This is a genomic window from Candidatus Poriferisocius sp., assembly GCF_965208475.1.
In the GTDB taxonomy this organism is placed as follows: Bacteria; Actinomycetota; Acidimicrobiia; order Acidimicrobiales; family Bin134; genus Poriferisocius.
The window spans coordinates 3,778,855-3,790,352 of record NZ_OZ242338.1 but is presented as its reverse complement, the minus strand read 5'-3'; the positions used below and the strand labels follow the sequence as shown (position 1 = coordinate 3,790,352).

The following is an 11,498-nucleotide window of genomic DNA, read 5'->3' as shown; positions in this document are numbered from 1 at the left end:
TCTACGTCGACAACTGGGCCTCTTGATCCAATGATTCCTGATATACGGGCAAAGCCGGTCTCGTCACCGCTAATCAGCCGGGACCGCCCAGGGAATGCAGACCACAGGATCTTCCTGTGAAATTAATTTGACCAAGAAATGCCGTCCCACCCGACTCTTGTAGCCAAATGCGCAGGCTTCGTGCTCGGTCTCAAAACAGCCCACAAGCTCTGGGCGACGTCGGCCGTCCTCCGGCTGAACCAGGAGCGCCCAACGACCAGCATCGGTCACGAGCATGGCATCGCGCCTCTTCTCGAATTCCACTTCCAAGCGGCGCAAGACACCGATAACTGCCACAGCCGAATTGTGGCACACCGAGTTGTACAACCGACGACAGCTTGTTGCGAACGCGATAAACAATCCCAGCAGGGGGCTGGGAGAGCTGAGCGGGCAGGACTCCGCTCAGGTCGCCGCCAGCAGGCCGATATAGGGCTCGGGGTTGCCGATCCAGCGCAGGGCCCGCAGGTCATCAGCGGTGCGGCTCCCCCGCAAAACGACGTGCAGTTCGTCGAATGGCGCTTCGAGCGTGGCCGCCGGGGGCATCCGGTCGGCCACCCCGACTATTCGGGTCTCGTCGCCGAATCGCAACACCAGCCCCCGCAGCCCTGCGTCGATGATGCGCCGGCCCAGATCGGCGGCCAGCTCCTCGAACTTCGGGCTCACCGCGGGCGGCAAATCGCCACCTTGTTCGCTGAACTCCGGGCTCACAGCGGCCACCGGTGTGACGCCAACCTCGCTCAGCCCCGCAGCTCAGCGGCGGTGGGGAGATCTAGGCCCAGCATCCGGATGGCGTTGTCCCGGCAGATGGCATCCACCTCGGGCTGGGTCAGATGAGCCATCTGCGAGGCCAGCAGCTCTTTGGAGTGCGGCCAGGTGGAGTCGGAATGGGGGTAGTCGGTCTCGGTGGTGATGGTCTCCAGGCCGATGGCGTCGATGTTGGCCAGCCCCACCTTGTCGTCGAAGAAGCACACGAACACGTGGTCCCGGAAGTAGGTGGACGGCGGCTCGGGCACCGTGTCGGCCACCCCGCCCCAGGCGGCGTTCTCCTTCCACACCACGTCCACCCGGTCCAAGATGTAGGGCAGCCAGCCCATCTGCCCCTCCGAGTAGGCCACCTTGAGGCCGCCGAAACGCACGAACACCCCCGACATCAGAAAGTCCACCAGCGAGTAGGTGGCGTTGGAGTGGACCAGCGCGGAGCCCACCGCGCCGGGGGCGTCGGCCGAGGTGGACACCATCTTGGAGGACGACCCGATGTGCATGCACACCACAGTGCCCGTCTCCTCGCATGCGGCGAAGAATGGATCCCAGTAGCCGGAGTGGATCGACGGCAGGCCCAGATTGGGCGGGATCTCCGAGAAGCAAACCGCCCGCACGCCCCGCTCGGCGTTGCGTCGGACCTCGGCCGCGGCCAGATGCACATCCCACAGCGGGATGAGGCATAGCGGGATCAGCCGCCCCCCGGAGGTACCGCACCACTCCTCCACCATCCAGTCGTTGTAGGCCTGAACGCACAGAAGGGCCAGGTCCATATCGGAGGCCTCGGCGAAAGCCTGCCCGCAGAACCGGGGAAACGACGGGAAGCACAGCGATGCATCCACGTGGCCGATGTCCATGTCGGATATCCGGGGCTCCACCTGCCAGGCGCCGGGCTGCATCTCCTCGAAGGTGATGCCCACCATCTGGAGCTCGTCGCGGGGGAAGGCCACCGCAGAGTGGGTGCGGACCATCGGATAGTGGAGATCCTCGTAGTACCAAAACGAGGTGGGCCGACCTTCGCCCTCGGTCCACGCGAACACGCCCCCGGTGTATGAGATCTCGCACGGGGCGGTCACCACACGGGGGCCGATGTCGGTGAAGCGGGATGGCAGCCGCGACTGCCACACGTGGGGCGGCTCGATGACGTGGTCGTCCACCGAGATGATGGGCGGGATCTCGATGGCCGACACCGACGCCGACGCAGCCATCACTGCACCGTGATCGGGAACATGCCCAATGCGCCGTCGCCCTCGGGCTCGCTAGCGGTGAACTCCACATTCAGGCCCTCAAGACCTCGGGTGAAAGCGCCGGGGCGGAAGCTGGGCTCGTAGAAGGGCTCCAGCCTCATGTCGGGCAGCCGCCGTGTGATCTCTTCGAACATGACCTTCAGCTCCAGTCGGGCCAAAGACGCTCCCAGGCAGAAGTGGGTGCCGAAGCCGAAAGACACGTGGTGGCGGGCGTCGCGGCGCACATTCAGTGCGTCGGGATTCTCAAAGGCGTCGGGGTCGCGATTGGCCGAGGCGTACATCAACAGCACCTGATCGCCCTCGTTGAGGGTCTTGCCCTTCAGCTCGTGGGTGGTTGTCACCGTGCGGCGCATGTTCAAGATGGGAGACACATAGCGGATGAACTCCTCCACCGCCGTCTCGCCGACCACCTCGGGCTCGTCGATGAGGATCTGGCGCTGGTCGGGATTCTCCATGAGCGCCAGACTCGTGGTGCCGATCACCGTGCGGGTGGTCTCAGCCCCGCCGTCGAGCACCAAGAGCACTTCGTGCATGATGTCCTCGTCGCTCAGCGGCTTGCCGTCCAGCTCCTTGTGGGCCCACATGGAGATGAGGTCGTCTTGGGGGTCGGCCTTGCGCTTCTGGATCAGCTCGTAGGTGATCATCCCCCACTCCTCAATGGCCCGTTCTCCCTGAACGGTGTGGTAGGCCGGTCCGCCGCCTCCCTGCATGGTGGCCTCCGACCAGTGCATCACCCTGGACCACAGCTCTGAGGGGTAGCCCAGCCGCTCGCCGATCATGTACGCCGGCAGCGGCGCAGCCAGGTCGTACACCACATCGCACCAGCCGCGGGTCGCAACTCGATCAATGAGCTCGGTCACCACGGCCCGAATCTTGTCCTCCTGCCTGCGCACCGCCCGGGGGGTGAACTCCCGGGCCACCAGCATCCGCTGGCGCTGGTGGTCTGGGTCGTCCATGTTGATCATGGAGTCCGACATCTCGATCTTGGGGCGGCTGCCGGAGGCCGAGCTGTAGAGGTCGGTGTTCTTCTCCACCTCCAATAGGTCGGCGTGGCGGGATATCCCCCAGATTTCGTTCTTGGCGTCCCAATAAACCGGGTCGTTCTCCCGCAGCCAGGCATAGGCCGGATAAGGATCGTGGGCGTACATGTACCCGTCCAATAAGTCAACGGGTTGGGTCACCTCAGCAGTCGCCATAAGCGGCGATGCTAGTGGGACGTGCTCGGCTTAGTCCCCTCAACCAGCAGCGAGGTTCTCAGCCGCGAACTCCCAGTTGATCAGGTGGTCCAAGAACGCCTCCACGTAGGCGGCCCGGGCATTCTGATAGTCGAGGTAGTAGGCGTGCTCCCACACATCCACCACCAGCAGTGCATTGCGTTCGTGAAGCAGGGGCAGATCGGCGTTGGCCGTCTGCATGATGTCGAGCCCGCGGTCATCGGCCACCAACCAAGTCCAGCCCGAGCCGAACAGCCCCACGGCCGCGTCGGCGAACTGGCGTCGGAACTCGTCGAACGATCCGAATGACTGGTCTATGGCTGCGCGCACGGGGCCCGATGGGGTGCCGCCCCCATCGGGACTCATCGACTGCCAGTAGAAGGTGTGGTTCCAGATCTGGGCTGCATTGTTGAAGATCGAACCCTCGGCGCCCAGGATCACCTTTTCCAGCTCGGCACCCTCCCATTGGGCACCCGAGGTCAGGCGGTTCAGGTTGGCCACATACCCGGCGTGGTGGCGCCCATAGTGGTAGCTCATGGTCTCGGCGCTCACGTAGGGTTCGAGCGCGCTCTGGCTGTATGGAAGGGGAGGAAGCTCAAACGCCATAACTGGCTATCACGGTACCGGCAAAGAATTCGGGATTGATAGCCGTATACATCCGAAACGGATTTTCGAACACAAAGGCCCGGAAGTCATCCGCAGTGATCAGGCCCTCTTCCACCAGGCCGTGGGCTTCGTCCATGATCGATCCGATTTCGGTCACGTCCCAGTGCCCGATATCGGAGGAGAACACGGCATTTAGCCTCACCCCGCAGGGGTTGGCCGGACCGAAGGCCACATTCACGCCTCGGTCGTCGGCCTCACAGCCGAAGTACAGCGACGACGCGAACGACTCGGCGACCTCCTCGTCTGATTCCACTTCCAGCCTTGTCCACTCGTCGGGCTCTTCTGGCGTGCCCCCGTGGATGGGCATTCCGTGGGCGTAGGAGGCCAGATCGTCGCCCAAAATGGCCCGGAAGTCCTCGCCGTAGCGCTCGAAATACTCGCCCAGCTCGTCTAGATCAAGCAATGCGGGGTCGAAGTTGCGCTGGATGGCGTCCCAGCTTCGCTTCTCCCAATGCTCGATGATGTCGCACAGCAACTGCGTGCCCCACGACACGCCGCACTCCAAGAACACGAACGGCAGCCCGGGGTTTCGCCGGGTGACCCCGCCCAAGAACAGGGCCTTGCACAGCTCGTACATGAGGGCCTGGAACTGGCCGATGTGGTTGGCGGTGTAGCTCGACACGTAATTGTGGATGCCGGGGCGAAAGGCCAGCCCGCCGTGGAACGTTGCCGCGAAGCCGAGCTCCGTGCAGCGGCGCCACACCGGGTCGTAGTCATAGGCCGAGTCCAAGCCGTAGCAGTCGAACCAGTGGCGCTGGTCGGGCCACAGCCAGCCCGACCGGGTCTCGTGGTCGGGGTCGTCGATGGGGCGCATGACCCCTTCGGCGAACACCACCACCTTCAAGCCCAGGGCAGCACAGTGCTCGAGTTCGGCGATGGCCTCATCGGGGGTGTGGGCGGGAATGATCCCGGCCATGGCCATTCGGTCGGCATAGGGGTTGTAGACATCGGCCGAGAATTCGTTGAACGCCCGGCACAGGCCGGTTCGATAGTCGGCGTCGTCCACCGCGCAGCTAGTGAGGGTGTTGGTGGGGTACAGCACCGTGTAGTCGATGCCCACTTCGGGCAACCGCTCATAGAGCAGGGCGGGGAGCATGGCGGTAGCCCGGTCCAACACGTTGGCGGTGTGGGTCCCCCACCAAGCCCCCTGCGGCGAGCGGGTCCGGCGGCGCTCGTCGAGGCTTCTGGCCTTCTGCGCGTTGCGCATGGGCAGGCCCTCCGACAGATACCGCCCATAGAGGTCGGCGCCCAGCACCCGCTCCAGGTGGGGCTGTTGGGCCGCGGTGATCTCCAGAACATGGCCATCGGCATCGATGACCGGGTGCCCGAAACGGCTCACCTCAGTTCCCCCGTCGCGTCGAGCAGCGAGCCGCTGGCGAGTCTGGGTTAGGGGAGTCGGACGTCGGGCAGCGGGTGGCGAAAGAGGCGAGCCGCGTTCTCGTGGGTGAGCTTGCGGATCACGTCGTCGCTCAGGTGGCCCAGCTTCGACTCCAGGGTGTCCTGGCAGCCGGGCCAGGTGGAGTCGGCGTGGGGATAGTCGGTCTCCACCATGGTGTGGTCCAAGTTGAGCGAGATCACCGCGTCGATGGACGACGGGTCGTTGATGGTGCAGTAGTAGAAGTTCCGCATCAGCACCTCGTGGGGGCCGATGTCGGTGCCGCCCGGCCACAGTGACCGCCCGTGGCCGGAGATCTCGATCTGGTGCTTGAGCCGGTCGTACATGATGGGCACCCAGCCGCAGCCCCCCTCCGACATGGCCACCTTGATGTCGGGATAGCGCACTGGAATGCCCGACCACACCCAGTCGGCCGCCGCGGCGTAGGCATGCATCTGGAACATGGTGGCCCCCACGCCTATGGGCGGCCCGCCGGGGTCGGTGGGCATGACGTGGCCCGACGATGCCACATGCAAACAGATCACGGTGTCGGTCTCCTCGCACGCCCGCCACACCGGGTCCCACCATTCGCTGTGGATGGACGGCAGGCCGATGTTGTGGGGTATCTCGGGCAAGGTGACGGCCACGAAACCCCGTTCGGCGTTGCGGCGGATCTCCGCGGCGGCCAGGTCGGCGTCCTTGAGCCAGGTGATGCCCATGGGGATGATCCGCTCGGGGTATGAGCCCCACCACTCCTCATGAATCCAGTCGTTGAACGCTCGGGTGACGGCCAAGCCCAAGTCGGGATCGGAGCAGTCGGAATAAACCCGGCCGCAGAACCCGGTTATCTGGCTGGGAAAGCAGATCGACGCCCAGATGCCCCCCAAGTCCATGTCACCGATGCGGGCCTTGATGTCCCAGGAACCCCGGCGCATGTCGGAAAAGCGGGCCGGCTCCATGGTGAAGTCATTGCGGTCGGCCCGCCCGACCAGGGCGTTCAGGCCGAGTTGGGCGTACACCTCTCCATCAAACTCCCAATGCTGGCCGCCATCGCCGCGCTCGACCACCTTGGGTGCCCGATCGGCAAAGCGGGCCGGCACCCGCCCCTCGAACAGCCACGGGGGTTCCACCAGGTGGTCGTCAACCGAAATCAGCGTGTAGCGGATGCGCTGGGGATCTGGGTCGGGAAGCAGCAGATCACTGGGCTTCTCGTGGATATCGACAATGGTCATGGCCAAAGCCTAGTGACCGGTGCAATTTCCCGGCCTCTTCAGTCTCCGTTTTCTGCGCTCGTGGCGTCGACAGGCTGAATCAGTCCAGCCCGGCCGCCCGAAATGCCCGGCTGAGCAGCGGGGGGATCTCGCCCACCGCAGCCTCGTCCATGTCGTCCTCATCGGCCTCTTCCATTTCGGGAAGCCGGTGAGCACCGGTTTGTCCCGGCGGTTCGGAGGGGTCTTCGTCGATCAGAATCAGTTCGGGCTCGAAATCGGCCTCCTCAACCGGGGACCGTGAATCCGTCTGAGTCCATCCCACGGGCACGATGACCGCATCGGAATGGCCCCGGCACAAGGGCACGCCGACAACACCGGTCTCCTCCCCGAGGTCCACCAGATGGGCCGCCAACTCTCGGGCGTTGATCAACAGAAGCGCCGAAGCAGGTTCGCCGCACGAAACGCGCGCACAGAACTTTGCCGACATGGAAGAGAAATTACTTCCACCAACGACAGAATTAACGGATACCCCGGTTGCACCGCTGTGCTCGCCCACTGTAGATAGGTGCAGGAATGAATTCAGAAGCAATAGATCGACGGGCAGTAGAAGTGCTGGCCCGCCAACTGGAGTTGTGCCGGGCCACCCCGGGGCGCCCTGCGACGGTGTTGGCCGACGATGCCACCGACCACGCTCTCGTGAACACATCGGTCCATGCGCTCGAGCAGATCGGCGCCATTCCGAGGACAATCTCTATCGACGATCTGCATCGGAGCGGAGCGGACCCCGATCTGACAACGCCTGAAATCGTCGTCAACCTCCTCAACGGCTACTCGGGCACGGCGGAGTCCCTTGTCTTCTCCAATGCCCGGATGCTGTCGGTGGTCGCCCCCACCACCGGCGACTTGCGGGGCGTGGTACCTCATGTGGGCCTGAGCCGGCGGGTGAAACGGGGCTTGGACCTGCTGGCAGCCGGACAGGAACTGCATGTGAGCGACAGCCGAGGCACCGATCTGCGAATCGGCCTGAAGGGCGCTCGCCGGTGGAAGCACGACGGGCTGGCCTCCGCCCCCGGCATGGTGGCCGAGTGGCCCCGGGGAATGATCGGAACGGCCCCGGCGGCTGGAACCGCCAACGGCACGATGGTGATGTCCCCTGGCGACATCTGGCTGCCGATGGGCTGGTACGCCCGCTCGCCGGTGACTTTTACCATCGAGGGCGGACGCCTGGCGGGAATCGAAGGGCCGAGGAGCGAGACCGACGCCATCCGAGCCCATCTGGCCTCTGTCGGCTCTCCATCGGCCTATCGCCTCGACGCGGTGGAGATAGGGCTGTTATGGATCGATCGTCCCCGGCCTCCGGCCTTGTTCGAGCCGAGCTTCGCCGATTCATTTGGGATCGCCGACCGTTATGGCCATGTGGTGATCGCCACCGGCGACTATCCCACAGTCGGAATCGCCTGCTGTTTGAGGAGCGCCACCGTGGCCGTGGACGAGGTGGCCGCGGTCCGCTCCGGACGCCCCCAGGGCGAACTCGCCCCCGACGTGTACGAGCAGGCCGCTCATCGCCATCCCTTGTAGTGTCCAAGCGCATGGAGATGCGCAGCATTGGAAACTTGTCGGTTTCGGCTATCGGACTGGGGTGCAACAACTTCGGCATGACCATCGACGCCGACGCCACCCAGACGGTGGTGGACGCCGCCATCGACGCCGGGATCAACTACTTCGACACCGCCGACCTGTATGGCCGTGGGAAATCCGAGGAATTCCTCGGCGCGGCGCTCGGCGGACGGCGAGACAAAGTGGTCATCGGCACCAAGTTCGGCCACCCCGGCGCGTTGCCCGAAGGACAGCGGGGCGGCGACCCCGCCTGGATTCGCCAAGCCGCAGAGGCCAGCCTGTCCCGGCTGAACACCGACCGCATCGACCATTACCAACTACACATGCCCGACCCAGCCACGCCTCAGGCTGAGACCTTGGGCGCGCTTCAGGAGTTGGTGGACGAGGGCAAGGTGTTGGAGATCGGCTGCTCCAACTTCAGCGCGGAGCAGATCGACGAAGCGGCTGACGCCGCCTCGGAAACCGGGGCGGGCAACTACTCCAGCGTGCAAAACCACTATTCGGTGCTGACCCGGAGCGTGGAAGACGAGGGCGTGATCGACGCCTGTTCGCGCACCGATATGACGGTTGTTCCCTACTTCCCCCTGGAGTCCGGACTGCTCACCGGCAAGTACTCCGGGCTGACGCCTCCCGAAGGGACGCGCCTTTCCATGTGGAAGGGCGAGATGCGGGACATGTTCTTGAGCGAGGACAACCTGGCCGCGGTAGACCGCCTCACCGACTACGCCAGCAGCCAGGGCCGCAACATCTTGGAACTGGCCATCGGTTGGCTGGTGTCCAACCCGGCGGTGGCCACCGTTATATGCGGTGCCACCAAGCCATCTCAGGTGGCCTCCAACGTGGCAGCGGCCTCTTGGTCTATGACCTCCGACCAGCGGTCCGAGGTCGCCGCGTTGGCTTCATAAGTTCAGTATCAGCTCTCGGGTCGCTTCGCTCAACGCAAGGAGCGGGTCGGGGAATGCGATGTCGCCGACAACCTCGATGTAGCCCTTGATAAGGGGCTCCGTGCCGCTGGGGCGCAGGGAAACTCGGCTGCCGCCGGCCAGGTCGAAACGGAGCACATCGGCCGGGTGCAGCCCGCCGACCCCGTCTCGATAGTCGGTTGTCTCCATGATTTCGACGCTGCCAAACCGGTGGGGCAGCCTCTCCCGGATCGCGCTCATCACCTCTGAGCCGGTGCGACCGTCTAGTTTCATGCTGACCTGATCGGTGCGATGGAGGCCGAACTCGTCCATCAACTCGGCTAACCGCTCGATTGGAGTGCGTCCGTACTCGTAGGCCAGCCATCTGCACATCATCGTGAAATGGACCGCTGCGCTGATGCCGTCTTTGTCCCTCACCCTGTTGTTGCAGGCGAAGCCCAACGCCTCTTCGTAACCGAACACGAACCTCCAGGGCAGGTGACCGGGCCGGGGCTGGAGGCTGTCGGCTGCCCGGGCGATCCATTTGAAGCCGGTCAGTGTCTCCACATGGGTAGCGCCCCGGGCCTCGGCGATGCGGCCGACCAGCCGGCCCGAGACGATGCTGCTGGCCACCACCCGCTCGTCGCCGCCTGACTCGACCCTCAACCCCAGAATCCAGTCGCAAAGCAGCGCTCCGATCTCGTCGCCGGTCAATACGCGCCACTCGTTCTCGTAGGCCCACACCGCGGCAGCCAGCCGGTCGGCGTCGGGGTCGTTGGCCAGCGCCAGCGGGGTGTCGATCTGTTCTGCCCGCCGGATGACCTTGGCCAGGGTGTCGTGGTCCTCGGGGTTTGGCGAGACAACGTTGCGGAAGAAGGGATCGGGCTCGGCCTCGTCTTCCACTACGAACGGCTCGCCATTTTCGAGCTCTGCAAGCGCGAAGTTCACATATCGCAGCCCCACGCCTTGGAGAGGGGTGTATGCCAGCGGGTGGAAGGAGTTGAGCCGGGGCACATTGGCCAAGATGGCTGCCATGTATTCCACTTCAACGGAGACCTTCTGCGGCCACTCTGGGTCGGGTCCCCGATCGGGCAGGTCGCAGGGGGGCAGCGGCTGGGCGGCCATGGCTGCTTCGATGGCCTGATCGTGGGGTGGGATCACTTGGGCGCCATCAGCTAGGTACAGCTTGAGACCGTTGTCACCAACAGGATTGTGACTGGCGGTGACCATTACACCCGCCGCGCACGTGAGCTGGGCGACCGCGAAGGCCAGGACGGGGGTGGGTGAGTTGGGGTGCAGCGTCACGGGCCAGCAGCCAGCCCCGGCCAGAACCTCGGCGATGTCGGCGGCGAAAATGTCGGAGTTCTGGCGGGCGTCGTGGGCGATCACTACCCCGCCGCGAAAATTGAGCCATTCGGCCAGCGCAGCGGCGAACTGGCGGACTACAACCCGGTTCATGCGGTTGGGGCCCGCCCCCATGGGGCCCCGGATGCCCGCGGTGCCGAACCGCAGGCGGTCGCCGAAGCGCTCGTCTATACCCTCTTGGTCGCCCGAGTTGATGAGCGACTCCAGCTCAGCCCGGGTGACTGGGTCGGGGTCGGCAGCCAGCCACTCCTGCGGCGAGGGTGCCTGGATGCTCACAGCACTTGGATGACGGTGCTCAGCACATCGGCCACCCGGCCCTGGGCGGCTTGGCCGGCGTCCAGCACCTCTTGATGGTCGAGCGCGCCGCCCATGCCGGCGGCCGCGTTGGTTACCAGCGACACCCCGGCCACCTCGGCCCCCAGATGGCGGAGGGCAATGGCCTCCAACACGGTGGACATGCCCACCAAGTCGGCGCCCATGCGGGCCAGCATGGTGATCTCCGCCGGGGTCTCAAAGTGCGGCCCCACCAGCCCGGCGTACACCCCTTCGCCCACCGATGGGTCGATTCGGCGCACCGCCTCTCGGATGCGTGACGAATACAGATCGGTCAGGTCGGTGAACCGTATGGCGTAGCCCTCGGGCGGGGCCGGGCCGAACAGAGGGGATTGCCCGGTGAGGTTGATGTGGTCGCTGATCAGCACCGGCTGGCCCACTCCAAAAGCGGGGTTCATGCAGCCGGCTGCGTTGGTGAGCACCACAGTGGTGCAACCCGCGGCCACCGCGGCCCGCACGCCGTGGACCACGTCGGCCGGAGGATGGCCCTCATAGAGGTGGACCCGGCCAGCCATCACCAGCACCCGCCGTCCCGCCACCGTGACAGCCCGGAGCGTCCCGCCATGGCCGGGAACCGAAGGCGGATGGAATCCGGTGATGGTCTCGGCAGCCACCTCGCCGGTTACCGAGCCCAGCCCTTCGGCCACCTCAGCCCAGCCCGAGCCCAGCACCACCGCGGCGTCGAAGCGACCGCCCAATTGCTCGACAAGCTCGACTCCGGCCTTCTCGGCCCGTTCGAATGGATTCATGTCCCGATGGTAGGTGGCCTT

At 65.1% G+C, this 11,498-nt stretch carries 12 protein-coding genes; 2 read left to right on the top strand and 10 right to left on the bottom strand.

The features are described 5' to 3' along the window. Positions 1-69 precede the first annotated feature (69 nt). The 8 genes from ACOGXA_RS17765 to ACOGXA_RS17730 all read right to left on the bottom strand — a co-directional run bounded on the left by ACOGXA_RS17765 (position 70) and on the right by ACOGXA_RS17730 (position 6,998). Positions 70-336 carry a hypothetical protein gene (locus ACOGXA_RS17765; RefSeq protein ID WP_419925172.1) on the bottom strand — a complete coding sequence of 89 codons (267 nt, stop codon included), beginning with the start codon at positions 334-336 and terminating at the stop codon, positions 70-72. A gap of 105 nt (positions 337-441) precedes the next feature. Further along, positions 442-756, bottom strand: a complete 315-nt coding sequence (locus ACOGXA_RS17760) for a hypothetical protein (RefSeq protein ID WP_419925171.1) — start codon at positions 754-756, stop codon at positions 442-444. A 20-nt stretch (positions 757-776) separates the two neighbouring features. Further along, on the bottom strand, positions 777-2,006 hold the full coding sequence (locus tag ACOGXA_RS17755) for an amidohydrolase family protein (RefSeq protein ID WP_419925170.1): 1,230 nt from the start codon (positions 2,004-2,006) through the stop codon (positions 777-779). Further along, entirely contained in the window at positions 2,006-3,241 is a 1,236-nt protein-coding gene (locus tag ACOGXA_RS17750) for a cytochrome P450 (protein ID WP_419925169.1), read from the bottom strand. Before ACOGXA_RS17750 ends, ACOGXA_RS17755 begins: the two co-directional genes overlap by 1 nt. Positions 3,242-3,280: 39 nt before the next feature. Next, a complete protein-coding gene (locus ACOGXA_RS17745) occupies positions 3,281-3,865 on the bottom strand; it encodes a superoxide dismutase (RefSeq protein ID WP_419925168.1) in 585 nt (194 codons plus the stop codon). Beyond that, positions 3,855-5,264: an amidohydrolase family protein gene (locus ACOGXA_RS17740; RefSeq protein WP_419925167.1), complete on the bottom strand. Its 1,410-nt coding sequence runs from the start codon at positions 5,262-5,264 to the stop codon at positions 3,855-3,857. Before ACOGXA_RS17740 ends, ACOGXA_RS17745 begins: the two co-directional genes overlap by 11 nt. A gap of 47 nt (positions 5,265-5,311) precedes the next feature. Further along, entirely contained in the window at positions 5,312-6,532 is a 1,221-nt protein-coding gene (locus ACOGXA_RS17735) for an amidohydrolase family protein (protein WP_419925166.1), read from the bottom strand. 79 nt (positions 6,533-6,611) lie between these two features. Further along, positions 6,612-6,998, bottom strand: a complete 387-nt coding sequence (locus ACOGXA_RS17730) for a hypothetical protein (protein WP_419925165.1) — start codon at positions 6,996-6,998, stop codon at positions 6,612-6,614. A gap of 86 nt (positions 6,999-7,084) precedes the next feature. On the opposite strand from ACOGXA_RS17730, the gene ACOGXA_RS17725 reads away from it, so the two are divergent. Together ACOGXA_RS17725 and ACOGXA_RS17720 are read left to right on the top strand one after the other, a co-directional pair. Next, positions 7,085-8,089: a hypothetical protein gene (locus ACOGXA_RS17725; protein WP_419925164.1), complete on the top strand. Its 1,005-nt coding sequence runs from the start codon at positions 7,085-7,087 to the stop codon at positions 8,087-8,089. A gap of 11 nt (positions 8,090-8,100) precedes the next feature. Next, a complete protein-coding gene (locus ACOGXA_RS17720; RefSeq protein ID WP_419925163.1) occupies positions 8,101-9,033 on the top strand; it encodes an aldo/keto reductase in 933 nt (310 codons plus the stop codon). Here the strand turns inward: ACOGXA_RS17720 and ACOGXA_RS17715 are convergent. Together ACOGXA_RS17715 and ACOGXA_RS17710 are read right to left on the bottom strand one after the other, a co-directional pair. Further along, a complete protein-coding gene (locus ACOGXA_RS17715; RefSeq protein ID WP_419925162.1) occupies positions 9,028-10,671 on the bottom strand; it encodes a phospho-sugar mutase in 1,644 nt (547 codons plus the stop codon). The two genes, ACOGXA_RS17720 and ACOGXA_RS17715, sit on opposite strands and share 6 nt — an antisense overlap. Beyond that, positions 10,668-11,477, bottom strand: coding sequence for a purine-nucleoside phosphorylase (locus tag ACOGXA_RS17710; protein WP_419925161.1), 810 nt, complete (start codon positions 11,475-11,477; stop codon positions 10,668-10,670). Before ACOGXA_RS17710 ends, ACOGXA_RS17715 begins: the two co-directional genes overlap by 4 nt. Positions 11,478-11,498 lie beyond the last annotated feature (21 nt).

What these genes read in the sequence shown, in the direction of transcription:
- ACOGXA_RS17725 (WP_419925164.1), top strand. Translation starts at nt 7,085, where the DNA reads ATGAATTCAGAAGCAATAGATCGACGGGCAGTAGAAGTGCTGGCCCGC.
- ACOGXA_RS17720 (WP_419925163.1), top strand. Translation starts at nt 8,101, where the DNA reads ATGGAGATGCGCAGCATTGGAAACTTGTCGGTTTCGGCTATCGGACTG.
- ACOGXA_RS17745 (WP_419925168.1), bottom strand. Translation starts at nt 3,865, where the DNA reads ATGGCGTTTGAGCTTCCTCCCCTTCCATACAGCCAGAGCGCGCTCGAA.
- ACOGXA_RS17730 (WP_419925165.1), bottom strand. Translation starts at nt 6,998, where the DNA reads ATGTCGGCAAAGTTCTGTGCGCGCGTTTCGTGCGGCGAACCTGCTTCG.
- ACOGXA_RS17755 (WP_419925170.1), bottom strand. Translation starts at nt 2,006, where the DNA reads ATGGCTGCGTCGGCGTCGGTGTCGGCCATCGAGATCCCGCCCATCATC.
- ACOGXA_RS17710 (WP_419925161.1), bottom strand. Translation starts at nt 11,477, where the DNA reads ATGAATCCATTCGAACGGGCCGAGAAGGCCGGAGTCGAGCTTGTCGAG.
- ACOGXA_RS17750 (WP_419925169.1), bottom strand. Translation starts at nt 3,241, where the DNA reads ATGGCGACTGCTGAGGTGACCCAACCCGTTGACTTATTGGACGGGTAC.
- ACOGXA_RS17735 (WP_419925166.1), bottom strand. Translation starts at nt 6,532, where the DNA reads ATGACCATTGTCGATATCCACGAGAAGCCCAGTGATCTGCTGCTTCCC.